A 26,808-nucleotide genomic window follows, 5' to 3' on the forward strand; every position below is an offset into this window, starting at 1 on the left:
CACCTTCTCCGGCTGTGGAGAAAGCTCCGACAGCATCCTGCGCTTTAAACATTACTTCAGATCGGCCTGAACCTGATGAATCGGCTTCGCCCATGGGTTCTTCGCCTGAACGTCAGCTGGCAGCGCCGCTACGGCACGTTTTGCTTCATCTTTGGACGAATAAACACCGCTCACCAGCACATACCACGGCTGACCGTTACGGGTCGTCTGATAAACAACGTAGTTTTTCAGATTTGATTTCTTCGCCCAACTGTTGAGGTTGTCATAGTTGGACGAACTGCTCAGCTGCAGCGTGTAGTTGCTGGATGGCGCAGACTTCAGCGATCCAACGTTGCCTGCCGTTTTACCTGCCGCGCTGCTGGAGGCTGTTGCCGTCGCTGCTGGCGCCGCTGTGGCAGCAGGTGCCGTGGTGGTCGCCGTGGCTTTCGGCGCAGTCTGCGTGACGGGCGCTTTAGCAGGCTCGCTCACCGCAGCCGTTTCAGTGTGTTTCGGCTGCGCCGGAACAGCTTTCACTTCAGGCGCCTTCACCACTGCCTGAGGTTTGGTTTCACGCTTAGGCTCAATCACCGCCTGCTTACGTTCAGGACGTGTCGCAGTCTGCGTCTGGCGCGGTTTGGTTTCCGTCGCAGCCGTTTGCGGCTGAGCGTTACCACCGCGAACCGGGGCAACGGTTGCAGGTTCAGTTGGCAGCGTAGAGTTAACCACGACGTTATCAACCTGCTGCTGGTTCTGCGGCTGCGTCAGCGCATTGTTCAGGTCTCCCTGAACTTCCACACGCTGCTGACCTTCAGGCGCAGCAGGTGCCTGACCCTGAGCAGGGGTTGAAGAAACAGGCGGCAGAGAAACATCCTGCGGCGCTGTGGTGTTCCCTGCGGTCTGCTCAGCAGAAGTGGCACCCGGCGCTGGCTGTGCACCATTCGCCTGGTCAGACGCATCGTTACCGGAAAGGTTGATGCTCTTCTCAGCGGAAGCCGTTTGCTCGGTTGTGTTCGTTGACGGTGCTTTAAGCGCGGAGCCAATGCCGACAATCAGCAGCACAAGCACCAGAATGCCAAGGCCCATCATAATATACTGGCGGGAAGCCGGTTTTGGCGCAGCGGCTTTTTTACGTTTACGCGGGCGACGCTCTACAGGCTGTTCGTCCATTGAATCTTCTTCGGACTCATAATCCTCTTCTGCTCGCTCTTCGTGCACGTTGCGGCTGCGCGAAGGACGACGATCGTCTGCATCCAGATCAACATCGTCAAAGTTGATCTGCGGCTCGTTATCACGTTCTGAAGATTGACGAGAACGACCAGTACGACGATCGCTGGGATCGGGTTTCAGCTCGTCTTCTGGTTTGAATTCATCCATTTAACACCCCACTCAAAGGCTTATGCCAACGACTTTGCATTTCACCTGAAGCTAAACGACCACCTGCGACAGTGGCCTGACCTTTCTAGTTGTTACGCCTGCTGACAGTCAGCGATAGCGCCAAGAACGACATCGTGCGGCACTCCGCCGCGTACTTCACTCTTCCCTATTGCAAGCGGGAGTACAAGACGCATCTCACCTGCCAATACTTTTTTATCGCGCATCATGTGGGGTAAATACGCTTGCGCCGACATCTCCTGCGGCCCGGTCACCGGCAAACCAGCACGCTCAAGCAGCGCAATGATACGTGCCGTCTCTTCCGGTTTGAACTGTCCGAGACGTTCAGAGGTGCGGGCAGCCATCACCATGCCGGCCGCGACGGCTTCACCGTGCAGCCAGTTGCCGTAGCCCATTTCGGCTTCAATCGCGTGACCAAACGTATGCCCAAGATTCAGTAAAGCACGTAAGCCCGTTTCACGCTCGTCTGCGGCAACAACTTCTGCTTTCAGCTCACAGCAACGACGAATACAGTATGCCAGTTTAGCCTCATCGAGACCCAGCAACGCATCCATATTCTCTTCAAGCCAGCTAAAGAACTCGCCGTCCAGAATAATGCCGTATTTGATCACTTCCGCCAGACCCGAAGCCAGTTCGCGCTTCGGCAGCGTTTTCAGACAGTCGAGATCCACCACCACCGATGCGGGCTGGTAGAACGCGCCAATCATGTTTTTACCGAGCGGATGGTTCACTGCCGTTTTGCCACCGACAGAGGAGTCGACCTGGGACAGCAACGTGGTTGGGATTTGAATAAAACGGACGCCACGCTGATAGCTTGCGGCCGCAAAGCCGGTCAGATCGCCCACAACACCGCCGCCCAGGGCAAGCAGTGTTGTATCGCGACCATGCGGTTTTTGCAGCAATGCGGTAAAGACGGTATCCAGTACCGTCAGGCTTTTATACTGCTCGCCATCGGGGAGAATCACACTGTCGACTTTTACGCCCGCCTGCTCAAGCAGGTGGCGCACACGGTCGAGATAAAGCGGAGCCAGCGTCTCATTGGTGACCAGCATCGCCTGATCACCCGCTTTCAGTGGTAAAAAGGAAGCTGGGTCGTTAAACAAACCAGCCGCGATGCTGATAGGGTAACTACGTTCCCCGAGAGTAACTGTAATCCTCTCCATGACGCGACATCCACCTTTAATGCTTTTACCCGCAGGCGAGTGTATATAAAGCCAGAATCAGTTGCTTTCCAGCATATGAATAATCTGGTTTGCAACCACTTTAGCGCTCTGGTCGTCAGTACGAATGGTCACATCAGCAATCTCTTCATACAGCGGATTGCGTTCATCGGCCAACGCTTCCAGAACTTCGCGTGGTGGCGTTTCAACCTGCAGCAGCGGGCGCTTTTTATCGCGCTGCGTACGTGCCAGCTGTTTCTCAATGGTCGTCTCAAGATAGACCACTACGCCACGGGCGGAGAGACGGTTGCGGGTTTCGCGAGATTTCACAGAGCCGCCGCCTGTTGCCAGTACGATGCCCTGTTTTTCCGTGAGTTCGTTGATCACTTTTTCTTCTCGGTCACGGAAACCTTCTTCGCCTTCTACGTCGAAAACCCAGCCCACATCAGCTCCGGTTCGTTTCTCAATCTCTTGATCAGAATCGTAAAATTCCATATTGAGTTGTTGAGCTAACTGACGCCCAATAGTGCTTTTGCCGGCACCCATAGGCCCAACCAGAAAGATATTGCGTTTCTCTGCCATTTTATCGGTACTACTAAGACTATTCGTTAATGGTAATCCCCGCTTCGCAGACACCCGGCGTAGCAGGACATGAACTGAAACCTCATATGCAATAGAGCGAGAGTCAGACTAAAAATTATCTCAATACTCCGGCTTGTTTGGCAACTGATTAAATCACCGCGCCGGGCGCATAAGGTAATAAGACGTAAGTCCAACTCAAATCGGTACTCCTTGTATGCTAATTCATGCCCCACGTCAAACATCTGCAACAAACTGAATGCAAAATCATTGCGGGGATCGTTACCCGTCAGCGAATACCGACCAGACGTGGTGTAATAAACACCACTAATTCACGCCGTTCATTGTCTTTCCCGTCATGACGAAAAAGCGACCCAATCCAGGGGATGCTTCCCAGACCGGGTACGCTGTCACTGCCGGTTTTGTTCTTCTGGGAAAAAATTCCGCCCAACGCCAGCGTTTCTCCACTTTTTACCTCCACCTGGGTTTCTATCTCCTGCTTGTCGATAGCCAGCGTTTCGCCATCGGCCTGCTGCAGAACCTGTCCCGGCATATTTTCGCTGATGTGTAGTTTCAGGCGCACGCGTCCCCCCGGTAAGACCACCGGTGTGACCTCCATTCCGAGTACCGCCTCTTTAAACTCAACGGAGGTGGCGCCGCTTTCCCCGCTTGAGACCTGATACGGAATTTCGCTGCCCTGCTTGATACTGGCCGGTTGCCCGTGCGAGGCCAGCAGCCGCGGGCTGGCGATGATATCGACCTGCTGTTTTTGCTCCAGCGCTGAGAGCTCCAGATCCAGCAGCCGACCATTGATCCTCCCGATATTAAAACCCACGTGGCTGGTGGCGCTGGCGACGGAAAGATCGCTGCCCAGCGTCGTGAGCTGTCCAACCTTGCCCGCGTCGGTCGCGTCGGCGAGATTCCACTTCACCCCAAGCTCACGCAGGCTTTTTTCGTTAATGGTCACAATATGCGCCGCCAGTTCGACCTGCTCGATAGGAATATCCATCTGGGCGGCCCAGCGCTGCAGCGTTTCCACCACCGTCTGGTTATCGCGGATCAGCAGACGGTTGGTACGCGTGTCGACAGACAAACTCCCCTTTGGGCTCAGGAGTTTTTCCGCGGCTTTTTGCAGCTCCCCGGCGTCGGCATAGGAAAAGGGAATGCCCTGAGTGACCAGCGGGGCATCAAGCTGTCGACGCGCCTGTTCCTGCTCTGAACGCTCCCGCTGCTCACGCTGCCAGGCCGCGGTATGCACATAAAAAATGCCGCCTTCCTCGCGCAAGACGAGTCCGGCACTGGTGACAACCGTCCGTAACGCCTGCCGCCAGGGGACGCGCGTCAGGTTTAGCGAAAGCGTGCCGCTGACATCAGGCGATACCACCAGATTACGGTTCTCCTGTGCGACCAGGGCCTGTAACACCTGAACCACAGGAACGTCATCCACCACCAGCGTGACCGGTTTTGGCTCGGCGGCCCACAGGGGATGGCTGAACGCCAGCAGCCACAGCATTATCCGTAAATTCATTTTTGTCCGTTCCTTCTCGTTGCCACGTCCATTTTCCCGAGTCACAGGTGTCACCCACATCAACTGCCAGCTCCGCTGCATTGATGGCTGTTATCCTCCAGCCTGACGGGAAGCGCTCATGCGTTTTCAGCCGGTACCAGCGCTTTTGCCCATCCTGTAAAATGCCGATAGTCTCCTGCCCTTCCACCATGCCGCGAAAGTGCCACTGCGCCAGCTCGCCAATGGCGCAAGGATCGTCCGGGGGACGAAACGGATCGCGCATACCGGTTAATAGCAGCACTGAGCAAACCAGCAAAAATCGCGCGCTATTCCGCATGTTCCAGCTCCAGCTGCAGGCGTAACGCCGAACCTTGTGGCGAAATCGTGAAAGCCGCGATCTGCACATCCTGCTGTGCCAGCCGGGAAAAAAGCTCCGGAATGGCCTGCCACTCCGCATCCAGCGCCAGCTCCCCTCCATTTTGCAGCGGCTTCCAGTGAACCAGCGTCGTCTCATCGCCCTGAAAATTGAGCGGGGAGAACGGCGTCAGCGCCCGTGCTTTTACAGCGTCCGGACGAAACGGCATCTTTCTGACGGCAGGCCATAACGCCGCGTTCGTCCTCACATCTTCAATCAGCTGGCGTTGTTGTTCAGCACACTGCTTGTCTACCGGTCTGAGCAACGCCCCCCACGCGACCAGTCCTGCCAGGAGACTCCCCAGGCACCAGCAGAGTACCCGATGCCGGGGACGGCTTTCGCACCAGCGTTCTACCAGGGTATTCACGCCTTACTCCTCGCTTTTGAGATGCAGCGTAAACAGCCAGTGCCCCCGGCTATCCTGCCGAAGCTCACCCGCCGTCCCGGACGTAAAGCCCGCGAGTTGTCCCAGCCCATCGCGCAGGGCAGAGAGGGCCGGCAGGGTGAGGGCATAACCGGTCAATATCAGCGCAGGCGGCTGATAGCGCAGCTCTGTCAGCCAGACCTGTGCCGGAATGGCGCTGGAAAGGGATTCCAGCACCGGTTGCCATGCGCGTCGTTGCAGGGTCTGCACGGGCATTTGCGCCTGTGCGGTCAGTCTTTGACGGGCGACAAGCGCGTGCTGCACGGACTGCATTCCCGTCAGATCCGTTTGCAGCGCATGCAGCCTCACGAGCTGGTTCATCCGCAGACAGAAAAAGACCACGAACAGCAACAGCACTGTGCCGACACACATTGCGCCCCAGAAACGCAGGCATCGCGTACGCCGCTGCTGTCGCCAGGGCAGAAAGTTCAGGATGCTCATTCGGGCACCTCGCTCATGGCCAACGCCAGCGCAACGGTATAATCAGCGCCGCATTCCGGCAGCGGAGCATGACAGCGCGCCAGGATTTCCCACGGGTCACGTTGGCGATCAAACAGCGCGATGTCATTTGGCCCCAGAGCCAGCAGCGCCGCCAGTTCGGCCACGTTTTCTGCTTCGGTAGTTAAGCGGCGTCCCCACTGGTGGCGCATCGCCCAGAGCCACTGCCGATCGTCCCGCCAGGCGACGCACTGCGCCGGTGCCAGCGCAGGAAGAAGATTCGTCAGCGCGCTGGCATCCGGGGTAATGGTCACCAGCCGCAAACGCAGCGTTTTCGCCAGCGCCAGAAGGGTGTCGACCTCCTTGTTTTGTGCGGCCGTCACGTGAAAGGTATTGCTGAAAGTATCCTGCGCGTAATCGAAACAGAGCGTATCGACAGACATCTCCAGTTCGCGGGCGAGCGCGGCGCCAAGCCATGAGAGCTGCTCGCTGTCGCGCAGCGCAACGGTTGGACGGGGAAGTGAGCGCTGCAGGGTGCGTGCTGCCGGAAAAGAGAGGAACACCCGATGGGCGTGCGGCAGCGTTTTTCGCCAGTCGCGTAACGCATCAACCAGCTGTTCTGGCTGACAAATTTTGCCGTCACGAATGATGTCTTTGGCCAGTGGGATTACCCACCAGCGCCGCAGGCGCCAGCCGGACTTCTCCCGGGCCAGCGCCACGATCAGCACCCTATCCTGTTGAATATGAACGCCCGTTTGCCATGTTTTGAAGGCCATGCTTCACGATCTCCTTATCGCCCGTCGCCCTGACGGCTATATCAATGAATCAGGCTTGCCTTTATACTACCGCGCGATTGTTTAGAAACTGCCCAAGTGAAACCAAATGGGAAATCTCCGGTGAAGTTCGTAAAGTATTTATTCATCCTTGCAGTCTGTTGCATTCTGCTGGGAGCAGGCTCGATTTACGGTTTGTACAAATATATTGAGCCACAGCTACCTGATGTCGCCACGCTTCGCGATGTGCGACTCCAGATCCCGATGCAGGTCTATAGCGCCGATGGCGAGCTCATGGCGCAGTATGGCGAGAAGCGTCGTATTCCGTTGACCTTAAACCAAATCCCCCCCGTGATGGTGAAAGCCTTTATCGCCACGGAGGACAGCCGTTTTTACGAGCACCACGGTGTCGATCCGGTGGGGATTTTCCGTGCCGCGAGCATTGCGCTGTTCTCAGGTCACGCCTCTCAGGGGGCGAGCACCATTACGCAGCAGCTGGCGCGTAACTTCTTCCTCAGCCCTGAAAAGACGCTGACCCGTAAGATCAAAGAGGTGTTCCTTGCGATCCGTATTGAGCAGCTGTTGAGCAAAGACGAGATCCTTGAGCTGTACCTCAATAAAATCTACCTGGGCTACCGTGCCTATGGCGTGGGGGCGGCCGCGCAGGTGTACTTCGGTAAGCCTGTTGAGCAGCTCACCCTAAGCGAAATGGCCACCATCGCCGGTTTGCCAAAAGCGCCGTCCACGTTTAACCCGCTCTACTCGCTCGACCGCGCCACTGCCCGTCGTAACGTCGTTCTGTCACGTATGCTGAGCGAAGGCTATATCAGCCAGAGCGAGTATGACCAGGCGCGCAACGACGTCATTGACGCTAACTACCACGCCCCGGAGATCGCCTTCTCAGCACCTTACCTGACCGAAATGGTTCGCCAGGAGATGGTGAATCGCTATGGCGACAAGGCCTATGAAGATGGCTATCGCGTGTACACCACCGTCACCCGTAAAGTGCAGCAGGCGGCGCAGGAAGCGGTACGCAACAACGTGATGGACTACGATATGCGTCACGGCTATCGCGGCCCGTCAAACGTGCTCTGGAAGGTGGGCGAAAGCGCGTGGGACAGCAAAAAAATCACCAGTACGCTGAGAGCGCTGCCTACCTACGGTCCGCTCCTTCCTGCGGTGGTGACGCAGGCCGATCCTCAGGAAGCCGTTGCAACGCTCGCGGACGGTACGTCCGTCTCCCTGCGCATGGACGGTATCCGTTGGGCGCGTCCGTACCGCTCGGATACCCTGCAGGGCGCCACGCCGCGTAAAGTGACCGATGCGGTACAGACCGGGCAGCAAATCTGGGTGCGCAAGGTCGGCGAATCCTGGTGGCTGGCGCAGGTGCCGGACGTCAACTCGGCCCTGGTTTCTATCAATCCGCAGAACGGCGCTGTACTGGCCCTGGTCGGCGGGTTCGATTTCAACCAGAGCAAATTTAACCGCGCCACCCAGGCGCTGCGTCAGGTCGGTTCCAATATCAAACCGTTCCTCTACACGGCCGCGATGGATAAGGGGCTGACCCTCGCCAGCATCCTCAACGACGTGCCGATCTCCCGCTGGGATGCGGGTGCGGGTTCCGACTGGCAGCCGAAGAACTCCCCTGCGGAGTATGCCGGCCCGATTCGCCTTCGTCAGGGTCTGGGACAGTCGAAAAACGTGGTGATGGTGCGTGCCATGCGCGCGATGGGCGTCGACTATGCCGCAGAGTATCTGCAGCGCTTCGGTTTCCCGGCGCAGAACATCGTTCGCACCGAGTCGCTGGCGTTAGGCTCAGCCTCCTTTACGCCGCTTCAGGTCGCGCGCGGATACTCGGTGATGGCCAACGGCGGCTTCCTGATTGACCCGTACTTCATCAGCAAGATCGAGAACGATCAGGGCGGCGTGCTGTTCGAGGCGAAGCCGAAAATTGCCTGCCCTGACTGCGATATTCCGGTCATTTATGGCAATACGCCGAAATCCGAGGTGCTTGAGAATAAGGACATGGAAGACCCTGCCGTGTCGCAGGAGCAGCAGAGCGGCGTGGTGCCGCAGCCGCAGCTCGAGCAGGCGAACCAGGCGCTGGTCGCGCAGACCGGCGCGCAGGAGTACGCCCCGCATGTGATCAACACGCCGCTGTCGTTCCTGATCAAGAGTGCGCTGAACACCAATATCTTCGGTGAGCCAGGCTGGCAGGGTACCGGCTGGCGCGCAGGGCGCGATCTGCAGCGCCATGATATCGGCGGTAAAACGGGGACAACCAACAGCTCGAAAGACGCGTGGTTCTCCGGTTACGGTCCCGGCGTGGTGACCTCGGTCTGGATCGGCTTCGACGATCACCGCCGCGATTTAGGGCGTACCACGGCATCCGGCGCGATTAAAGATCAGATTTCCGGCTACGAAGGCGGTGCGAAGAGCGCGCAACCGGCCTGGGACGCCTACATGAAGTCCGTTCTTGAAGGCGTGCCGGAGCAGCCGCTGACGCCACCGCCGGGCGTGGTGACGGTCAATATCGACCGCAGCACGGGCCAGCTCGCCAACGGCGGTAACAGTCGCGAAGAGTATTTCATTGAGGGCACGCAGCCAACCACACAGGCGGTGCACGAGGTGGGTACAGAGATCATCGATAACGGCGAAACGCACGAGCTGTTCTAAAAATAAAAATGCCCGGTAAAAACCGGGCAAAGCATCGTAAGCCGGGTAAGGCGAAGCCGCCACCCGGCTTTTTTTATGGCCTACAGTCGCCCCTGCCCCTTCAACCACTCCCGTACCAGGAACAGTGCGCTCACGTTGCGAGCCTCATTAAAGTCAGGGTCTTCCAGCAGATCCATCAGGTGCGCCAGCGGCCAGCGAACCTGCGGCAGCGGCTCCGGCTCATCCCCTTCCAGCGATTCAGGATAGAGATCTTCCGCCACCACGATATTCATTTTGCTGGAAAAATAGGACGGCGCCATGCTCAGTTTTTTCAGGAATGAAAGCTCATTCGCCCCGAAGCCCACCTCTTCTTTCAGCTCGCGGTTGGCCGCTTCAAAGACGGTTTCACCCGGGTCGATGAGCCCTTTCGAGAACCCAAGCTCGTAAGATTCCGTTCCCACCGCGTATTCGCGGATCAAAATCAGATGATCGTCGACAATCGGCACAATCATCACCGCTTCGCGCGACGAGGGGCGCATACGTTCATAAACGCGACGCACACCGTTGCTGAACTCCAGATCCACACTTTCGACATTAAACAGGCGCGATTTGGCGACAGTTTCAACATTCAGAATGGTGGGTTTTTGTAGTGGTTTGCTCATCTTGATGGGTCTTAGCAGTGAGAACTGGGGTTATTGTGCGATACGCCGCACGGTTTCGGCAATGTCAATTGTTCTTTATTTACATTTATGCAACGTATTTGGGATCAATCCTCAATTCAAAACAAATGTCAAGAGGTTGAAATGTTTCCAGGAATTTGCTGATATCGCGCCATAACAGGCTTTGCTATCATCACCGGTCACTGGGATGCGCTTCAGAATGCTCAAGTTCGACTCCATACTTGCCGATAGCCAACCACAGACACTCATTCAATGTAAAGGTGCTACTGACTACACCTGTAAGAAGATAAGTAAGATGGGGAAAGCATGAGCACCATTTTGATTGTTCTCGCTGCTATGCTGGCCGGCGCATTGGTTGCAGGGTGGTTGTACAGGCGTCGCGTACAGCGACGTTATCGTCTGCCCTTTTTAAATGCATTTGCGGGCGCGACCACGCGTAAACTCACGCAAGAAGAGCGCGATGCAGTTGAAAACTATCTCGAAATCCTGAACCGTTCTCAGCTCACGCCTGGGCCAACGGGAGCCACCACTGCGCCCGTCGCGCTAAAGCTTAATGCGCAAAGCGACACCGTGCTCTGCGTGACGCGTTCCATCACGCGCTACGGCATTACCACTGATGACCCCAACAAATGGCGCTATTACCTGGATTCCGTCGAAGTGCATCTGCCTCCGTCATGGGAGCAATACATTAATGACGAAAACAGCGTTGAGCTGATTCACACCGATTCGTTGCCTCTGGTTATCTCGCTTAACGGCCACACGCTGAATGAATATCTTCAGGAAGCCCCACGTTTTGCGCTGGAACGCGCCAGTTCAACGCAGGCCTCCATTCGTGGCGAAGAGACAGAGCAGATCGAACTGCTGAACATTCGCCAGGAAACCCATGAAGAATACGCCCTGAGCCGCCCGGACGGCATTCGTGAAGCTCTGCTGATCGTCGCCGCTTTCCTGCTCTTTTTTATCTGCCTGCTGACGCCGGATGTGTTTGTCCCCTGGCTGGCGGGCGGTGCGGTGCTGCTGCTGGCGGGCGGACTGTGGGGGCTCTTTGCTCCACCGGCCAAAACCTCGTTGCGCGAGATCCACTGCCTGCGCGGTACGCCAAAGCGCTGGGGTCTGTTCGGTGAAAACGATCAGGAACATCTCAACAATATTTCGCTCGGAATTATTGACCTGATCTACCCGCGCCACTGGCAACCGTGGATTGCGCAGGACCTGGGCCAGAAAACCGATATTGATATCTACCTTGACCGCCACGTTGTGCGTCAGGGGCGCTTCTTATCCCTGCATGATGAAGTGAAAAATTTCCCGCTTCAGCACTGGCTTCGCAGCACGGTCATTGCCGGAGGCGCGGCGCTGGTCTTAGTCATGCTGCTGCTTTTCGTGCCGCTGGATATGCCCATCAAATTCACCCTGTCGTGGATCAAAGGGGCGCAAACCATTGAAGCGACCAGCGTCAACAAGCTGGATGAAGCCGGTGTCCGCGTGGGAGACACGCTGCGCCTGAAGGGAACCGGGATGTGTAATATTCACACGCCGGGGGCGTGGAACACGCGCCAGAACTCACCGTTCATGCCGTTCGATTGCTCGCAAATTATCTGGAACGACGCACCGCCGCTGCCGCTGCCGGAATCCGAAGTGGTGAATAAAGCCACGGCCCTTACCCAGACGGTTAACCGCCAGCTGCACCCGAAACCGGACGATGATTCGCGCGTCAGCCCCGCGCTGCGCTCGGCCATTCAAAAGTCAGGCATGGTTCTGCTGGATGATTTTGGTGACATCGTTCTGAAAACGCAGGATCTCTGTTCTTCGCAGGATGAGTGCATACGTCTTAAAAATGCCCTGGTAAACCTGGGGAACAGTAAAGACTGGGACTCGCTGGTGAAACGCGCCGAAGCGGGACGGCTGGATGGCGTCAACGTGCTGCTGCGTCCGGTGAGCGCTGAATCGCTGGATAACCTGGTCGCCACCTCCACGTCGCCGTTCATGATGCGCGAGACCACCCGAGCGGCTCAAGCGCTGAACAGCCCGGCACCGGGCGGGTTTGTGATTGTCAGCGATGAGGGCAGCGACCTGGTCGATCAGCCTTACCCGCAGGTTGCGCTTTACGACTACCCGGCGCAGGAGCAGTGGAGCCAATTCCAGCGCCTGGCGCAGATGCTGATGCAAACGCCGTTCAGTGCCGAAGGGATCGTCACAAGCCTCTACACCGACGCCAACGGTACTCGCCATATCGGCCTGCACCGGATGCCGGATAGCGCAGGGCTATGGCGTTACATCGGCACCTCTCTGCTGATGACCGCAATGCTGATCGCCATTTTCTGGAACGGCTTTATGGCCCTGCGCCGCTACCAGCGCTCGCGCACCCGGCTTGCCGAGATCCAGCAATATTACGAAAACTGCCTCAATCCTAAGCTGATCCCCTCCTCTGAGAGCCTGATCTGATAACGTCGTTGCGCGACAAGATGTGCTACCCTGTCGCGCACGTTTCTTCTGGCTGGAGTTCCCCTTATGCATCTTGATATCGCCTGGCAGGAGGTTGATACCGTTCTGCTGGATATGGACGGCACGCTGCTCGATCTCGCCTTTGATAACTATTTCTGGCAAACGCTGGTTCCAGAAACCTATGGCGAGCAGCAGGGGATCTCCCCGGCAGAAGCGCAGGCATTCATTCGTTCGCAATATAGTGCCGTGCAACATACGCTAAACTGGTACTGTCTTGACTACTGGAGCGAGCGCCTCGGTCTGGATATTTGTGCCATGACCACCGCCCAGGGTCCACGCGCCGTGCTGCGCGAGGATACGGTTCCGTTCCTGGACGCGCTGAAAGCAAGCGGCAAGCGCCGCATTTTGCTGACCAACGCGCATCCCCATAACCTGGCCGTGAAGCTGGAGCATACGGGTCTGGCATCACACCTTGATTTATTACTTTCCACCCACACATTTGGTTATCCGAAAGAGGATCAGCGGTTGTGGCATGCGGTGAAGGAAGAGACGGGTTTGCAGCCGGAACGCACGCTGTTCATTGATGACAGCGAACCCATTCTGGATTCCGCGGCTAAGTTTGGCATTCGCTATTGTCTGGGCGTCACCAATCCTGACTCTGGCCTGGCTGAAAAAAGCTATCTGCGCCATCCGGGACTGAACGACTATCGCCAGATGATCCCCTCACTGACCGTGAAGGAGAGGCCATGAAAGAAAAACCCTCTGACGGGGTAAGACTGGATAAATGGCTGTGGGCGGCGCGTTTTTATAAGACGCGCGCCCTTGCCCGCGAGATGATTGACGGCGGAAAAGTGCATTACAACGGCCAGCGCAGCAAACCAAGCAAGCTGGTTGAGCTGAATGCCACCTTAACGCTGCGTCAGGGCAACGATGAACGTACGGTAGTGATTAAAGCCATTACCGAACAACGACGGCCGGCAGCCGAAGCCGTACTGCTTTATGAAGAGACGGCGGAAAGCATAAAAAAGCGCGAGAAGACCGCGCTGGCGCGCAAAATGAATGCGCTGACCATGCCCCACCCGGACCGGCGACCGGACAAAAAAGAGCGCCGCGATCTGATGAAATTTAAACACGGTGAGACCGAGTAACCCTCACCTGCACGAGAGACTATTATGGCCCAACACGACCAATTACACCGCTATCTGTTTGAACAATTCGCCGTGCGCGGCGAGCTGGTCACCGTATCCGAAACCTGGAAACAGATTCTGGAAAACCACAACTACCCGCTGCCGGTGAAGACCCTGTTGGGCGAACTGCTGGTTGCCACCAGCCTGCTGACGGCGACGCTGAAATTTGCCGGTGATATCACCGTGCAGCTGCAGGGTGACGGCCCGATGACGCTGGCGGTCATCAACGGCAATAACCAGCAGCAGATGCGCGGCGTGGCGCGCGTTCAGGGCGACGTGCCTGAGAATGCTGACCTCAAAACGCTGGTGGGTAATGGCTACCTGGTGATCACCATCTCCCCAGAGGAAGGTGAGCGCTATCAGGGCGTGGTGGGTCTGGAAGGCGATACCCTCGCAGCCTGCCTGGAAGATTACTTCATGCGTTCTGAACAGTTGCCGACGCGCCTGTTCATCCGCACCGGTGAAGTGGACGGCCAGCCTGCTGCGGGCGGGATGCTGCTGCAGGTTCTGCCTGCGCAGGACGCGCAGACCAATGATTTTGAGCACCTGGCGACGCTGACCGAAACCATCAAAGCGGAAGAGCTGTTCAACCTGTCGGCGACCGACGTGCTGTGGCGTCTGTACCACGAAGAAGAAGTGACCGTCTACGACCCGCAGTCTGTGGAGTTTAAGTGCACCTGCTCCCGCGAGCGCTGCGCTGGCGCACTGAAAACCCTGCCGGATGAAGAGATCGACAGCATCATGGCGGAAGACGGCGAAATTGATATGCACTGTGACTACTGCGGTACGCACTATGTGTTCAATTCGATGGATATCGCTGAGATCCGCAATAACGCCTCCCCAGCGGATCCGCAGGTTCACTAAACCTCTCTTCCCCTCACCTTAACCTTCTCCCCAAAGGGGAGAGGGCTGGGCTGAGGGGCAAAAAACTCCACCCAAGCTGAATCGTTTTCCCAATGTAACTCTTACGTAATTTTCTTACGTGTATGCGATTACATTCACATTCTTTCCGATAAAATCACCAGCCTTTAACCTTTTCGGAACATTTTCCCCAACCAAAAAGCGATTCCTGCGATAATCCGCCTGCGCTGTGACTGGAGTCGCAGCGTTTTCCGTTAGTAAGGGTTTTGTCCAGATGCGTGAATCTATGAGCCCCGTCGCGGTAAACAACCTCAGAAAAACCCTACAATTTCAGGCAGTACATATTGGCTAAGGAGCAGTGATATGCGTGTTACTGGTTTAACCCCGCAAGATCTCAAGGCTTATGGTATTCACGACGTCCAGGAAGTCGTCTACAACCCCGACTACGATACGCTGTATCAGGAAGAGCTCAATCCAGCACTGGAAGGATACGAGCGCGGTGTGTTGACGAATCTTGGTGCTATCGCCGTCGATACCGGTATCTTTACCGGTCGTTCGCCGAAAGATAAGTATATCGTCCGAGACGAAACCACCCGCGATACGCTGTGGTGGGCTGACAAGGGCAAAGGGAAGAACGACAACAAACCGCTCTCTCCGGAAACCTGGCAGCACCTGAAAGGGCTCGTCACCCATCAACTTTCCGGCAAGCGTTTGTTTATTGTCGACGCTTTCTGCGGCGCTAACGCCGATACCCGTCTCTCCGTACGTTTTATCACCGAAGTGGCCTGGCAGGCGCATTTCGTGAAAAACATGTTCATTCGTCCAACAGACGAAGAGCTGCAGGACTTCACCCCTGATTTCATCGTGATGAACGGCGCGAAATGCACCAACCCACAGTGGAAAGAGCAGGGTCTGAACTCCGAAAACTTTGTTGCCTTCAACCTGACCGAGCGTATCCAGCTGATCGGCGGTACCTGGTACGGCGGCGAAATGAAGAAAGGGATGTTCTCGGTCATGAACTACCTGCTGCCGCTGCGGGGCATCGCCTCTATGCACTGCTCGGCTAACGTCGGTGAAAAAGGCGACGTGGCGGTCTTCTTCGGCCTTTCCGGCACCGGGAAAACCACCCTGTCTACCGATCCAAAACGTCGTCTGATTGGTGATGACGAACACGGCTGGGATGACGACGGCGTATTCAACTTTGAAGGCGGCTGCTACGCGAAGACCATTCGCCTGTCTGAAGAGGCCGAGCCGGATATCTTCCACGCGATCCGTCGCGATGCGCTGCTGGAAAACGTCACCGTGCGTGCCGACGGCTCCATTGACTTCGACGATGCGTCGAAAACGGAAAACACCCGCGTCTCTTATCCGATCTACCACATCGACAATATCGTGAAGCCGGTGTCTAAAGCGGGTCATGCCACGAAGGTTATTTTCCTGACGGCGGATGCGTTCGGCGTACTGCCTCCGGTGTCTCGCCTGACGGCCAGCCAGACGCAGTACCACTTCCTCTCCGGTTTCACCGCCAAGCTGGCGGGTACCGAGCGCGGTGTAACGGAGCCAACCCCAACCTTCTCCGCCTGCTTCGGCGCAGCCTTCCTGTCGCTGCACCCGACGCAGTATGCTGAAGTGCTGGTGAAACGCATGCAGGCATCCGGCGCGCAGGCATACCTGGTGAACACCGGCTGGAACGGCACCGGCAAACGTATCTCCATCAAAGATACCCGCGCCATTATCGACGCCATTCTGGATGGTTCTCTGGACGACGCCGAAACCTTCACGCTGCCGATGTTTGACCTGGCGATCCCAACATCGCTGCCGGGTGTGGATACGCATATCCTCGACCCGCGCAATACGTACGGTTCGCCGGAGCAGTGGCGTGAGAAAGCGGAATCGCTGGCGAAGCTGTTTATCGAGAACTTCGAGAAGTACACCGATACCCCGGCGGGTGCTGCGCTGGTGAGTGCGGGTCCAAAACTGTAGTCCATGTCGGGTGGCGGCTTCGCCTTACCCGACATGCAAAAAAGGGTGGCTCGTGCCACCCTTTTTTCAACTCTCTTTCACCTGCCCCCGCGTCACCGGAACCGGCAACCAGGCGCGAATGCTCAACCCACCCCGCTCGCTGGTACCAATCTCCAGCAACCCGTTATGGTTATCCACAATACGCTGCACAATCGCCAGGCCTAAGCCCGTACCGCTGGTGCTGCGCGCGCTGTCGCCGCGCACAAACGGCTGGAACAGATGCTTACGCTGCTCGGGCTTGATGCCCGGACCGTCGTCTTCCACCTGGAACCAGGCGCGGTTGAGCTCAGAGCCGCTGCTGACCTTAATCCAGCCGTTGCCGTAGCGCGCCGCGTTAACCACCATGTTGGCCACCGCGCGCTTAATGGAGAGCGGGTGCATGCGTACCTGGATCTCGCCCGCCTGAAGGTCGGTATCAATCTCGCGCTCGTAGCCGCTTTCCGCTGCCACCACTTCGCCCAGCACCGCGTTCAGATCCGCCATCTCCATCGGCATCTCCTGACCGGTGCGCAGGTAGTCGATGAACTGCTCGATGATGGCGTTGCACTCTTCGATATCCTTGTTGATGGACTCGGCGAGATAACCGTCCTCTTCTCCCATCATCTCCGTCGCCAGACGGATACGCGTCAGGGGGGTGCGCAGGTCATGGCTCACGCCCGCCATCAGCAGCGTACGGTCATCCGCCAGCTGCTTCACGCCTGCCGCCATATGGTTAAACGCACGCGTCACCGAGCGGACTTCCGAGGCGCCATACTCGCGCAGCGGAGGAGGAATAATGCCTTTACCGACCTGCAGCGCAGCGTGCTCCAGGTCGACCAGCGGTCGGTTCTGTATACGGATAAACAGCCAGGCCCCGCCTATCGCCAGCAGCATGATCGCCAGGGTATAGCGGAACAGCGGCGAGAAATCGCCCTGATGAATTTCGGTCAGCGGGACGCGCACCCAGATGTTGGGTGACAGCCAGGTTTTCAGCCAGACGACGGGCGAGCTTTTGTTGACCTCAACGCGCACTTCCGTCGGGCCACCCAGCTGTTGCGCCATCTGCTGGCTGAGGAATTCATAGTGCTGCGCCCAGCGCAGGCCCGCGTCTTCCGCTGCTTCATTCGAGTAGAGCGAGATGCCCAGTTCACGGTAGATTTCACGACGAAATGCCGGGGGAACGACGAGCTGCGTGCCATCCTCCAGTTGCAGCTTATCGGTCATCAGCATACGCACTTCGTAGGCCAGGACCTTATTGAACTGCTGGAGGCTCGGCAGGATCGCAAAGTTCAACACCACCAGGTAGGTCGTCACCAAGCTGACGAACAGCAGGGTGACGATCAGTAACAGGGTGCGGGCAAACGAGCTTCGCGGCGAGAAGCGCATTCGCCTCATGCTTTAGAGCCGTCCGGGACGAACACGTAGCCCAGACCCCATACGGTCTGAATATAACGAGGATGCGCCGGATCTTCTTCCACCATGCGGCGCAGGCGGGAGATCTGCACGTCGATAGAGCGTTCCATTGCGGAGTATTCGCGACCGCGCGCCAGGTTCATCAGCTTGTCACGGGAAAGCGGTTCACGCGGGTGGCTGACCAGCGCTTTCAGGACCGCAAACTCGCCGCTGGTGAGCGGCATTGGCTCGTCTTCACGGAACATTTCGCGCGTGCCAAGGTTCAGCTTGAATTTGCCGAAGGCAATAACGGCTTCTTCCTGCGACGGCGCGCCCGGCAGTTCGTTCGCCTGACGACGCAGCACGGCGCGAATACGTGCCAGCAGTTCACGCGGGTTAAACGGTTTTGGAATATAGTCGTCGGCGCCGATTTCGAGGCCCACGATACGGTCAACTTCTTCGCCCTTCGCCGTCACCATGATGATCGGCATCGGATTGCTCTGGCTGCGCAGACGGCGGCAGATAGAAAGTCCATCTTCGCCAGGCAGCATCAGGTCGAGAACCATCAAATGGAAAGATTCACGGGTCAGCAGACGGTCCATCTGCTCAGCGTTCGCGACGCTACGAACCTGGAAGCCCTGCTCGGTCAGATAACGTTCCAGCAGCGCACGCAGGCGCATGTCGTCATCCACGACCAGAATTTTGTAGTTTTCTTGCATTGTGTGTACTCCCAAAGGTTCGGATAGTCTTTGTAACAGCGTATTCTAAAAAAGTGCACGTATTCGACCAGTTAATTCTGGTATAAATTCTAGTCGAAATTGTTACAAAGCATATTTAACAGCAGCTTATCTGTTCATTTCATCACATAAATCATTATTAATCCTGTCTGTTACACTGTGTGGTACGTATTGTGCGCAAAACAGAGAACCGGCAGCAAAGGCAGCACCATGAAAACGCCCCTGATCACCCGCGAAGGGTACGAGAAACTCAAAAAAGAGATGGATTTCCTCTGGCGCGAAGAGCGTCCTGAGGTGACCAAAAAGGTGACCTGGGCCGCGAGCCTGGGCGATCGCAGCGAAAACGCTGACTACCAGTACAACAAGAAGCGGCTGCGCGAAATTGACCGCCGGGTACGCTATCTGACGAAATGCCTCGAAAATCTAAAAATTGTCGATTACTCCCCGCAGCAGGAGGGCAAAGTGTTCTTCGGCGCATGGGTGGAGATTGAAAACGACGACGGTGACACCCTGCGCTTTCGCATTGTCGGCTACGATGAAATTTTTGGTCGTAAGGATTACATCTCCATCGACTCGCCGATGGCCCGCGCGCTGCTGAAAAAGGAAGTGGGCGATCTGGCCGTCGTGCAGACCCCAGCCGGTGAAGCCAGCTGGTACGTTAATGAGATCGTCTACGTAAAATAGTCCGAGAGCGCCCTCCCCGGCTGGCATTTTGCCGTGTCAGCCCGTATAACTATCCCCTGATTTTTTCGACTCAACAGATGATAAAGCCATGATGAAAGATTCGCTCTGCCGCATTATTGCGGGTGAACTTCAGGCCAGAGCCGAACAGGTAGAAGCTGCCGTTCGCCTGCTTGATGAAGGGAACACCGTGCCGTTTATTGCACGCTATCGTAAGGAAGTCACCGGCGGTCTGGATGACACGCAGCTGCGTAACCTGGAAACCCGTCTCGGTTATCTGCGCGAACTGGAAGAACGTCGTCAGGCGATCCTCAAGTCCATCGGCGAACAGGGCAAGCTGACCAGCGAACTGGAAAGCGCCATCAATGGCACCCTGAGCAAAACCGAACTCGAAGACCTCTATCTTCCGTACAAACCGAAGCGCCGCACGCGCGGACAGATTGCGATTGAAGCGGGTCTTGAGCCGCTGGCCGACCTGCTGTGGAACGAACCGTCCCACGATCCGGATACCGAAGCGGCGAAATTCATCGACGCCGACACAGGCGTAGCGGACACCAAGGCTGCCCTCGACGGCGCGCGCTATATTCTGATGGAGCGCTTCGCCGAAGACGCTGCCCTGCTCGCCAAAGTGCGTGATTACCTGTGGAAGAACGCCCACATCGTCTCTACCGTCGTCGCGGGTAAAGAGGAAGAAGGCGCGAAATTCCGCGACTACTTCGATCACCACGAACCGATTTCCACCACCCCTTCCCACCGCGCGCTGGCAATGTTCCGCGGCCGCAACGAAGGCGTGCTGCAGCTCTCCCTGAACGCCGACCCGCAGTTTGACGAGCCGCCGAAAGAGAGCCACTGCGAGCAGATCATCATCGACCATCTCGGCCTGCGCCTGAACAACGCCCCGGCTGATAGCTGGCGTAAAGGCGTGGTGAGCTGGACCTGGCGCATCAAGGTGCTGATGCACCTCGAAACCGAGCTGATGGGCACCGTGCGCGAACGTGCTGAAGATGAAGCGATTAACGTCTTCGCCCGCAACCTGCACGACCTGCTGATGGCCGCCCCTGCTGGCCTGCGCGCGACCATGGGTCTCGATCCGGGTCTGCGTACCGGTGTAAAAGTCGCTGTCGTTGACGGAACCGGCAAGCTGGTCGCCACCGACACCATCTATCCGCACACCGGCCAGGCAGCGAAAGCGGCCGTCGTGGTGGCGGCGCTGTGCGAAAAATACAACGTCGAGCTGGTCGCCATCGGCAACGGTACGGCGTCCCGCGAAACCGAGCGTTTCTATCTCGACGTGCAGAAGCAGTTCCCGAAAGTGACGGCACAGAAAGTGATCGTCAGCGAGGCCGGGGCATCCGTCTACTCCGCGTCCGAGCTGGCGGCACAGGAGTTCCCGGACCTGGATGTTTCCCTGCGCGGCGCGGTCTCGATCGCTCGCCGTCTGCAGGATCCGCTGGCGGAACTGGTGAAGATCGATCCGAAATCGATCGGCGTGGGCCAGTATCAGCACGACGTGAGCCAGACTCAGCTGGCGCGCAAGCTGGATGCGGTCGTGGAAGACTGCGTAAACGCCGTTGGCGTTGACCTGAATACCGCCTCCGTTCCTCTGCTGACCCGCGTGGCGGGCTTAACCCGCATGATGGCGCAGAACATCGTCGCCTGGCGCGACGAGAACGGCCAGTTCCAGAACCGTCAGCAGTTGCTGAAGGTAAGCCGTCTGGGGCCAAAAGCGTTTGAGCAGTGCGCGGGCTTCCTGCGCATCAACCACGGCGATAACCCGCTTGATGCCTCCACCGTTCACCCGGAAGCGTATCCGGTGGTGGAACGCATCCTGGCCGCTACTCAGCAGGCGCTGAAAGATCTCATGGGCGACAGCAGCGCCCTGCGCAACCTGAAAGCCGTCGATTTCACCGACGACAAATTTGGTGTGCCAACCGTTACCGACATTATCAAAGAGCTGGAAAAACCGGGCCGCGATCCGCGTCCTGAGTTCAAAACCGCGACCTTTGCTGACGGTATCGAGACCATGAACGACCTGCTGCCAGGCATGGTGCTGGAAGGTGCGGTGACTAACGTCACCAACTTTGGCGCGTTCGTGGATATCGGCGTGCATCAGGATGGCCTGGTCCATATCTCATCCCTTGCCGACAAGTTCGTTGAAGACCCGCACACCGTGGTCAAAGCGGGCGACATCGTGAAGGTCAAAGTGCTGGAAGTGGACCTGCAGCGCAAGCGTATCGCGCTCACCATGCGTCTGGACGAGCAGCCGGGTGACACCAACGCGCGCCGCGGCGGCAACGGTGGGGGCCGCGAGCAGCAGCGTCCGGCCGCGAAAGCGGCAAAACCGCGTGGACGTGATGCCCAGCCTGCAGGCAACAGCGCGATGATGGATGCGCTGGCGGCCGCGATGGGTAAAAAACGCTAAGGTCATAAATGCCCGGTGGCGCTGCGCTTACCGGGCCTACGGTTTTGTAGGCCGGGCAAACGCAGTGCCGCCCGGCAAGCAGGCCGCAGGGAATTAAAATAAATAGTGTGTAGCCATATTTAAACCGCGAATTATCACCCCGTTAACAAATACTCCGCTTTTCGTTTTCCCGGCATTTCAGCAAATATTGAGCAAGGTCAAAAAGGCCGTAAATTAATATCGCAAACAACATTCCGTCACAGTTTTAATATTGCTGATAAAAACTATTCTCATTATCATCGCATAGTAGATAATTTAACCTTTCGTGGAATCAGGCGTTATGCAATTCACTCCAGACAGTGCATGGAAGATTACCGGTTTTACCCGCGAAATTAGCCCGGCCTATCGGCAGAAGCTGCTGTCGCTGGGCATGCTGCCCGGCTCGTCATTCCAGGTCGTACGCGTGGCGCCGTTAGGCGATCCGGTTCATATCGAAACCCGACGCGTGAATCTGGTCCTGCGTAAAAAAGACCTCGCGTTAATAGAAGTCGAAGCCTTATCCCGATAACAAGCCAGCGGTTTCAGTGAGTCTAAAAAAATGAAAAAGTTAACTATTGGCTTAATTGGCAATCCTAATTCCGGCAAGACCACGCTTTTTAACCAGCTGACCGGGGCTCGCCAGCGCGTGGGCAACTGGGCGGGCGTGACGGTTGAACGTAAAGAGGGCCAGTTCACGACGACAGACAACCAGGTGACGCTGGTTGACCTTCCCGGCACCTACTCCTTAACCACCATTTCGTCACAAACCTCGCTCGATGAGCAAATCGCCTGTCACTATATTCTTGGCGGCGACGCGGATCTGCTTATCAATGTGGTCGACGCCTCAAACCTCGAGCGTAACCTTTATCTGACGCTGCAGTTGCTGGAGCTGGGTATCCCCTGCATCGTGGCGCTCAACATGCTCGATATCGCAGAGAAACAAAAGCTGCGCATCGACGTCGATGCCCTCTCCGCGCGCCTGGGGTGCCCGGTCGTTCCGCTGGTCTCGACGCGCGCGCGCGGTATTGATGCGCTGAAGCTGGCCATTGACCGTCACGCGGGAAATCGCGACGTTGAACTGGTGCATTACGCGCAGCCTCTCCTGCGTGAAGCCAACGTGCTGGCGCAGGAGATGGATAACGCTATGCCTGCGAAACAGCGTCTGTGGCTTGGCCTGCAGATGCTGGAAGGGGATATCTACAGCCGCGCTTACGCCGGGCATGCGGCCGATAAGCTGGACGTGACGGTGGCCCGTCTTAGCGACGAGCTGGACGACCCGGCGCTGCACATCGCCGATGCCCGTTACCAGGCCATCGCCTCGATCTGCGACGTGGTCAGTAACGCGCTGACGGCGGAACCCAGCCGCTTTACGGCGGCAGTGGATAAGATTGTGCTTAACCGCTTCCTCGGTTTGCCCATCTTCCTGCTGGTGATGTACGTGATGTTCCTGCTTGCCATTAACATCGGTGGCGCACTGCAGCCGATTTTTGACGCCGGTTCCGTCGCGGTCTTCGTCCACGGCATTCAGTGGGTAGGTTACACCCTGCACTTCCCGGAATGGCTCACCATCTTCCTCGCGCAGGGGATCGGCGGCGGTATCAATACCGTTCTGCCGCTGGTGCCGCAGATCGGCATGATGTACCTGTTCCTCTCGTTCCTGGAAGATTCCGGCTACATGGCGCGCGCCGCGTTCGTGATGGATCGTCTGATGCAGGCGCTGGGCCTGCCGGGTAAATCCTTCGTCCCGCTGATCGTCGGCTTCGGCTGTAACGTGCCGTCGGTGATGGGCGCGCGCACGCTGGATGCCCCGCGTGAACGTCTGATGACCATTATGATGGCGCCGTTTATGTCCTGCGGTGCCCGACTGGCGATCTTTGCGGTCTTTGCGGCAGCCTTCTTTGGTCAGCAGGGCGCGCTGGCGGTCTTCTCGCTGTATGTCCTGGGCATCGTGATGGCGATCCTGACCGGTCTAATGCTCAAGCACACCATTATGCGCGGTGAGGCGTCACCGTTCGTGATGGAGCTGCCGGTGTACCACGTCCCCCATCTGAAAAGCCTGGCGATCCAGACCTGGCAGCGCCTGAAAGGCTTCGTCCTGCGCGCCGGTAAGGTGATTGTCATCGTCAGCGTTTTCCTGAGCGCCCTGAACAGCTTCACCCTGAGTGGACAGGCAGCGGATAACATTAACGACTCTGCCCTCGCCTCCGTCAGCCGCGTCATCACGCCGGTCTTCAAACCGATTGGCGTGCATGAGGATAACTGGCAGGCAACCGTCGGCCTGTTTACCGGCGCGATGGCAAAAGAGGTGGTTGTCGGTACCCTGAATACGCTCTACACCGCCGAGAACATTCAGGAGCAGGAATTTAACCCGGCTGAGTTTCATCTCGGTGATGAGCTGCTGGGTGCCGTAGAGGAAACCTGGCAGAGCCTGAAGGACACCTTCAGCCTGAGCGTGCTGGCGAACCCGATTGAGGCCAGCAAAGGCGACGGCGAAATGGCGACGGGTGCCATGGGCGTGATGGGCGAGAAATTTGGCAGCGCGTCCGCGGCCTACAGCTATCTTATCTTCGTTCTGCTCTATATTCCGTGCATCTCCGTGATGGGGGCAATTGCCCGCGAGTCCAGCCGCGGCTGGATGGGTTTCTCCATCCTGTGGGGGTTAAACATTGCCTACTCGCTGGCGACGCTGTTTTATCAAACCGTTAACTTCAACCAGCACCCGCGCTACAGCCTGGTCTGCATTCTTGCGGTTGTGCTGTTCAACGTGGTCGTTCTCGGTCTGCTGCGGCGGGCACGCAGCCGCGTCGACATCGACCTGCTGGCAAACCGTAAAACCGCCGCAACCTGCTGCAACAGCCCAGCGGGCGACTGTCACTAAGGAGCACACATCATGGCATCGTTGATTCAGGTTCGTGATCTGCTGGCGCTGCAGGGGCGAATGGAGGCGAAACAGCTGAGCCTCAGCCTGCATACGCCGCAGCCGATGATCGATGCCATGCTGGAAAGACTGGAAGCCATGGGGAAAGCGGTGCGGATTCAGGAAGAGCCGGACGGTTGTCTCTCCGGCAGTTGTAAAAGCTGTCCGGAAGGAAAGGCCTGTCTCAGGGAATGGTGGGCACTGCGTTAATAAAGCCGGGCATCGCTGCCCGGCTTTATCGTGTTACTTGTAGACGTCCGCCGTTGCGCGTACGTTTTTGGTCTGCTTTTCAGCGCTGGTGACGACGTAATACGTTCCGCCCAGCTCATCCGCTTTCTTCGACAGCTCTTTTCTCGCGTCCATCGGCGCAGTGGTGTCAGACGTAGTAATCTCACCAATTTTCGTCAGATTCATGCCGGCAACTTTATCTTTTTCCAGCTCTTTTGCCGCAAAGACGCCAAATGACAGTGACCCAATAACCAGAGAAGTGACAATACCTGTAACAAGTTTCATAGCCTGACTCTCCATAGGATTGTTGTTTTGATTATCGTAGGCAGAACAACCGCAACGACATCTGGAGTATGGTTGCGGTGTGTTACTTTTTCCAGGCAGGATAGAAAATAATCAGTCGAAACGTTGACTTAACGCAATGAGCGCTGAACAAAACTCCGCCGGATGAGAGATGAACGGGGCATGTGCGGCTTTGGCAATGATCTGCGATTCGCTGTTCGGCCACAGATCATCCAGCAGCGGAGCCACTTTGCGCGGCACAATTCCGTCAAGGTAACCATAAATACGCAGATGCGGTATCGTCAGGGAGGCCAGCGGCGCGCGCAGGTCAACCGTTTTCAGCAGCTCAAGACCGCCATTAAGCACCTCAACCTCCGGCATCGGCAGCGACAGCACGGTTTGCTTCAGCGTGCGGGCATCCTTACGGGCGGTTTCAGTTCCCATCGTCTGCAGGGCGAGGAACCGCTCTACGGTCCGCTGGAAATCTTCGCTCAGCTGCTGCTGGAAGCCCGCCAGTACCTCGGGTTTTATCCCCGGCCACGCGTCCTGCGCGCTAAAACAGGGCGACGACGCCACCGTCACCAGCGCTTTTACGCGGTCAGGCCGCGACAGCGCAATCTGGCTTGCCACCAGCCCGCCCAGGCTCCAGCCCAGCCAGACAGCGTTTTGCGGCGCAGCGTCCAGAACCTGCTGTGCCATCTCATCAAGCGACATGGCCCCAAAACCGCGGCTGCGGCCAAAGCCGGGTAAGTCCACCAGATGCAGCGTGAAATGCGAGGCAAGTTCCTCACGTATGCAATGCCATATCTCTGCATTCAGGCCCCATCCGTGCAGCAGCACAAGATGGCAATTTCCTGTCCCTACGGTCTGCCACCACAGCGTCTTCATCAGTTACTGTTCTCTTTTTTCACATGGAGGTTGCACATGCTAACAGTACCTGGGTTGTGCTGGCTATGCAGAATGCCGCTGGCACTCAGCGGGTGGGGCATCTGCTCCGTTTGCACGCGATCGCTGCAATGGCGTATCGGGACCTGTCCACAATGCGGTTTACCGGCCGCCAATCCCTCTTTGCCCTGCGGCCGCTGCCTGAAAAAATCCCCGCCGTGGAGTGCGCTGGTGGCAGTGGATGATTATGTTCCGCCGCTGAGCAGGCTGATTCACGCGCTGAAGTTTTCCGGCCAGAGTGCGCTGGCTCAGCCCCTTGCCCGACTGCTACTGCTGGCGGTTTTGCAGGCGCGGCGCCACCGCGCATTGCCGAAAATCGACAAGGTGGTAAATGTCCCCCTGTACCGACGTCGGCACTGGCGGCGGGGTTATAACCAGAGTGACCTGATCTGCCGTCCCCTTGCCCGGTGGCTTGGCTGTCAGTATGATGCCCGCGCGCTGACACGTGTTCATGCCACCGCCATCCAGCATCAGCTCAGCGCCCGGCTTCGCAAAAGAAACCTCAAAAATGCCTTTCGCCTTGAATTGCCGGTCGACGGTCTCCATATCGCGATTGTGGATGATGTCGTCACCACAGGCAGTACCGTTGCTGAACTTTCCCGACTGCTTTTGCAAAGCGGCGCCGCGTCGGTTCAGGTATGGTGTCTGTGCCGTACCTTGTAGCCCTTCTTCAATGGGCGTATGATTATACCC

At 57.3% G+C, this 26,808-nt stretch carries 25 protein-coding genes; 12 read left to right on the plus strand and 13 right to left on the minus strand.

Annotation, left to right across the window (positions count from 1 at the left end; genetic code table 11):
• Positions 1–51 precede the first annotated feature (51 nt).
• The 8 genes from damX to pilM all read right to left on the minus strand — a co-directional run bounded on the left by damX (position 52) and on the right by pilM (position 6,670).
• Complete coding sequence (damX, locus tag ACMWJS_RS16255; RefSeq protein WP_414747304.1) at positions 52–1,353, minus strand: cell division protein DamX; 1,302 nt, start codon at positions 1,351–1,353, stop codon at positions 52–54.
• A 92-nt stretch (positions 1,354–1,445) separates the two neighbouring features.
• Positions 1,446–2,534 (minus strand): 3-dehydroquinate synthase, encoded by a 1,089-nt coding sequence (aroB, locus tag ACMWJS_RS16260; protein ID WP_414747305.1) that lies wholly within the window; start codon positions 2,532–2,534, stop codon positions 1,446–1,448.
• A 57-nt stretch (positions 2,535–2,591) separates the two neighbouring features.
• Positions 2,592–3,113, minus strand: a complete 522-nt coding sequence (gene aroK, locus ACMWJS_RS16265) for a shikimate kinase AroK (RefSeq protein ID WP_003861630.1) — start codon at positions 3,111–3,113, stop codon at positions 2,592–2,594.
• Between the two features lie 286 nt (positions 3,114–3,399).
• Entirely contained in the window at positions 3,400–4,638 is a 1,239-nt protein-coding gene (gene hofQ, locus ACMWJS_RS16270) for a DNA uptake porin HofQ (protein ID WP_126534876.1), read from the minus strand.
• Entirely contained in the window at positions 4,550–4,954 is a 405-nt protein-coding gene (locus ACMWJS_RS16275) for a HofP DNA utilization family protein (RefSeq protein ID WP_414747306.1), read from the minus strand. Before ACMWJS_RS16275 ends, hofQ begins: the two co-directional genes overlap by 89 nt.
• Entirely contained in the window at positions 4,944–5,399 is a 456-nt protein-coding gene (locus ACMWJS_RS16280; protein WP_414747307.1) for a HofO, read from the minus strand. The genes ACMWJS_RS16275 and ACMWJS_RS16280 overlap by 11 nt, the downstream gene beginning before the upstream one ends.
• 3 nt (positions 5,400–5,402) lie before the next feature.
• Entirely contained in the window at positions 5,403–5,897 is a 495-nt protein-coding gene (locus ACMWJS_RS16285; RefSeq protein WP_262790591.1) for a PilN domain-containing protein, read from the minus strand.
• On the minus strand, positions 5,894–6,670 hold the full coding sequence (pilM, locus tag ACMWJS_RS16290; protein WP_414747308.1) for a pilus assembly protein PilM: 777 nt from the start codon (positions 6,668–6,670) through the stop codon (positions 5,894–5,896). The genes ACMWJS_RS16285 and pilM overlap by 4 nt, the downstream gene beginning before the upstream one ends.
• Before the next feature lie 120 nt (positions 6,671–6,790).
• On the opposite strand from pilM, the gene mrcA reads away from it, so the two are divergent.
• On the plus strand, positions 6,791–9,343 hold the full coding sequence (mrcA, locus tag ACMWJS_RS16295) for a peptidoglycan glycosyltransferase/peptidoglycan DD-transpeptidase MrcA (protein ID WP_196365617.1): 2,553 nt from the start codon (positions 6,791–6,793) through the stop codon (positions 9,341–9,343).
• 80 nt (positions 9,344–9,423) lie between these two features.
• Here mrcA and nudE read toward each other — a convergent pair whose 3' ends face one another.
• Positions 9,424–9,984, minus strand: coding sequence for an ADP compounds hydrolase NudE (gene nudE, locus ACMWJS_RS16300; RefSeq protein WP_008503041.1), 561 nt, complete (start codon positions 9,982–9,984; stop codon positions 9,424–9,426).
• Between the two features lie 324 nt (positions 9,985–10,308).
• On the opposite strand from nudE, the gene ACMWJS_RS16305 reads away from it, so the two are divergent.
• The 5 genes from ACMWJS_RS16305 to pckA all read left to right on the plus strand — a co-directional run bounded on the left by ACMWJS_RS16305 (position 10,309) and on the right by pckA (position 16,475).
• A complete protein-coding gene (locus tag ACMWJS_RS16305; RefSeq protein WP_045909339.1) occupies positions 10,309–12,444 on the plus strand; it encodes an intracellular growth attenuator family protein in 2,136 nt (711 codons plus the stop codon).
• A gap of 66 nt (positions 12,445–12,510) precedes the next feature.
• Entirely contained in the window at positions 12,511–13,194 is a 684-nt protein-coding gene (gene yrfG / locus ACMWJS_RS16310) for a GMP/IMP nucleotidase (protein WP_048027692.1), read from the plus strand.
• Complete coding sequence (gene hslR / locus ACMWJS_RS16315; RefSeq protein ID WP_414747309.1) at positions 13,191–13,592, plus strand: ribosome-associated heat shock protein Hsp15; 402 nt, start codon at positions 13,191–13,193, stop codon at positions 13,590–13,592. The genes yrfG and hslR overlap by 4 nt, the downstream gene beginning before the upstream one ends.
• Positions 13,593–13,616: 24 nt before the next feature.
• A complete protein-coding gene (hslO, locus tag ACMWJS_RS16320) occupies positions 13,617–14,495 on the plus strand; it encodes an Hsp33 family molecular chaperone HslO (RefSeq protein WP_023309492.1) in 879 nt (292 codons plus the stop codon).
• 360 nt (positions 14,496–14,855) lie between these two features.
• Positions 14,856–16,475 (plus strand): phosphoenolpyruvate carboxykinase (ATP), encoded by a 1,620-nt coding sequence (pckA, locus tag ACMWJS_RS16325; RefSeq protein ID WP_021242192.1) that lies wholly within the window; start codon positions 14,856–14,858, stop codon positions 16,473–16,475.
• Between the two features lie 66 nt (positions 16,476–16,541).
• On the opposite strand, the gene envZ is transcribed toward pckA, so the two are convergent.
• Both envZ and ompR read right to left on the minus strand, forming a co-directional pair.
• On the minus strand, positions 16,542–17,888 hold the full coding sequence (gene envZ / locus ACMWJS_RS16330; RefSeq protein WP_008503047.1) for a two-component system sensor histidine kinase EnvZ: 1,347 nt from the start codon (positions 17,886–17,888) through the stop codon (positions 16,542–16,544).
• Positions 17,885–18,604 (minus strand): two-component system response regulator OmpR, encoded by a 720-nt coding sequence (gene ompR / locus ACMWJS_RS16335; RefSeq protein ID WP_001157751.1) that lies wholly within the window; start codon positions 18,602–18,604, stop codon positions 17,885–17,887. The genes envZ and ompR overlap by 4 nt, the downstream gene beginning before the upstream one ends.
• A gap of 228 nt (positions 18,605–18,832) precedes the next feature.
• On the opposite strand from ompR, the gene greB reads away from it, so the two are divergent.
• The 5 genes from greB (at position 18,833) to feoC (ending at position 24,870) form a co-directional block, all read left to right on the plus strand.
• The gene (gene greB / locus ACMWJS_RS16340) at positions 18,833–19,306 is read left to right on the plus strand and encodes a transcription elongation factor GreB (protein WP_008503048.1); all 474 of its coding nucleotides are present in this window, start codon (positions 18,833–18,835) and stop codon (positions 19,304–19,306) included.
• Between the two features lie 88 nt (positions 19,307–19,394).
• Positions 19,395–21,725: a Tex family protein gene (locus tag ACMWJS_RS16345; protein ID WP_414747310.1), complete on the plus strand. Its 2,331-nt coding sequence runs from the start codon at positions 19,395–19,397 to the stop codon at positions 21,723–21,725.
• A gap of 319 nt (positions 21,726–22,044) precedes the next feature.
• Positions 22,045–22,272 carry a ferrous iron transporter A gene (gene feoA, locus ACMWJS_RS16350; protein ID WP_008503050.1) on the plus strand — a complete coding sequence of 76 codons (228 nt, stop codon included), beginning with the start codon at positions 22,045–22,047 and terminating at the stop codon, positions 22,270–22,272.
• A gap of 30 nt (positions 22,273–22,302) precedes the next feature.
• Entirely contained in the window at positions 22,303–24,621 is a 2,319-nt protein-coding gene (gene feoB / locus ACMWJS_RS16355; RefSeq protein ID WP_414747311.1) for a Fe(2+) transporter permease subunit FeoB, read from the plus strand.
• A 12-nt stretch (positions 24,622–24,633) separates the two neighbouring features.
• Entirely contained in the window at positions 24,634–24,870 is a 237-nt protein-coding gene (gene feoC, locus ACMWJS_RS16360) for a [Fe-S]-dependent transcriptional repressor FeoC (protein WP_023309498.1), read from the plus strand.
• Between the two features lie 33 nt (positions 24,871–24,903).
• On the opposite strand, the gene ACMWJS_RS16365 is transcribed toward feoC, so the two are convergent.
• Together ACMWJS_RS16365 and bioH are read right to left on the minus strand one after the other, a co-directional pair.
• Positions 24,904–25,173, minus strand: coding sequence for a YdgH/BhsA/McbA-like domain containing protein (locus ACMWJS_RS16365; RefSeq protein ID WP_048226350.1), 270 nt, complete (start codon positions 25,171–25,173; stop codon positions 24,904–24,906).
• 111 nt (positions 25,174–25,284) lie between these two features.
• Complete coding sequence (gene bioH / locus ACMWJS_RS16370) at positions 25,285–26,058, minus strand: pimeloyl-ACP methyl ester esterase BioH (protein WP_111967804.1); 774 nt, start codon at positions 26,056–26,058, stop codon at positions 25,285–25,287.
• A gap of 36 nt (positions 26,059–26,094) precedes the next feature.
• Here bioH and gntX point away from each other — a divergent pair, with 36 nt between their 5' ends.
• Positions 26,095–26,778, plus strand: a complete 684-nt coding sequence (gene gntX, locus ACMWJS_RS16375; RefSeq protein ID WP_262802597.1) for a DNA utilization protein GntX — start codon at positions 26,095–26,097, stop codon at positions 26,776–26,778.
• The last annotated feature ends 30 nt before the right edge of the window (positions 26,779–26,808 follow it).

The sequence above is a fragment of the Enterobacter sp. HK-058-C-ECC genome (assembly GCF_047531125.1).
Taxonomy (GTDB): Bacteria; Pseudomonadota; Gammaproteobacteria; order Enterobacterales; family Enterobacteriaceae; genus Enterobacter; species Enterobacter quasiroggenkampii.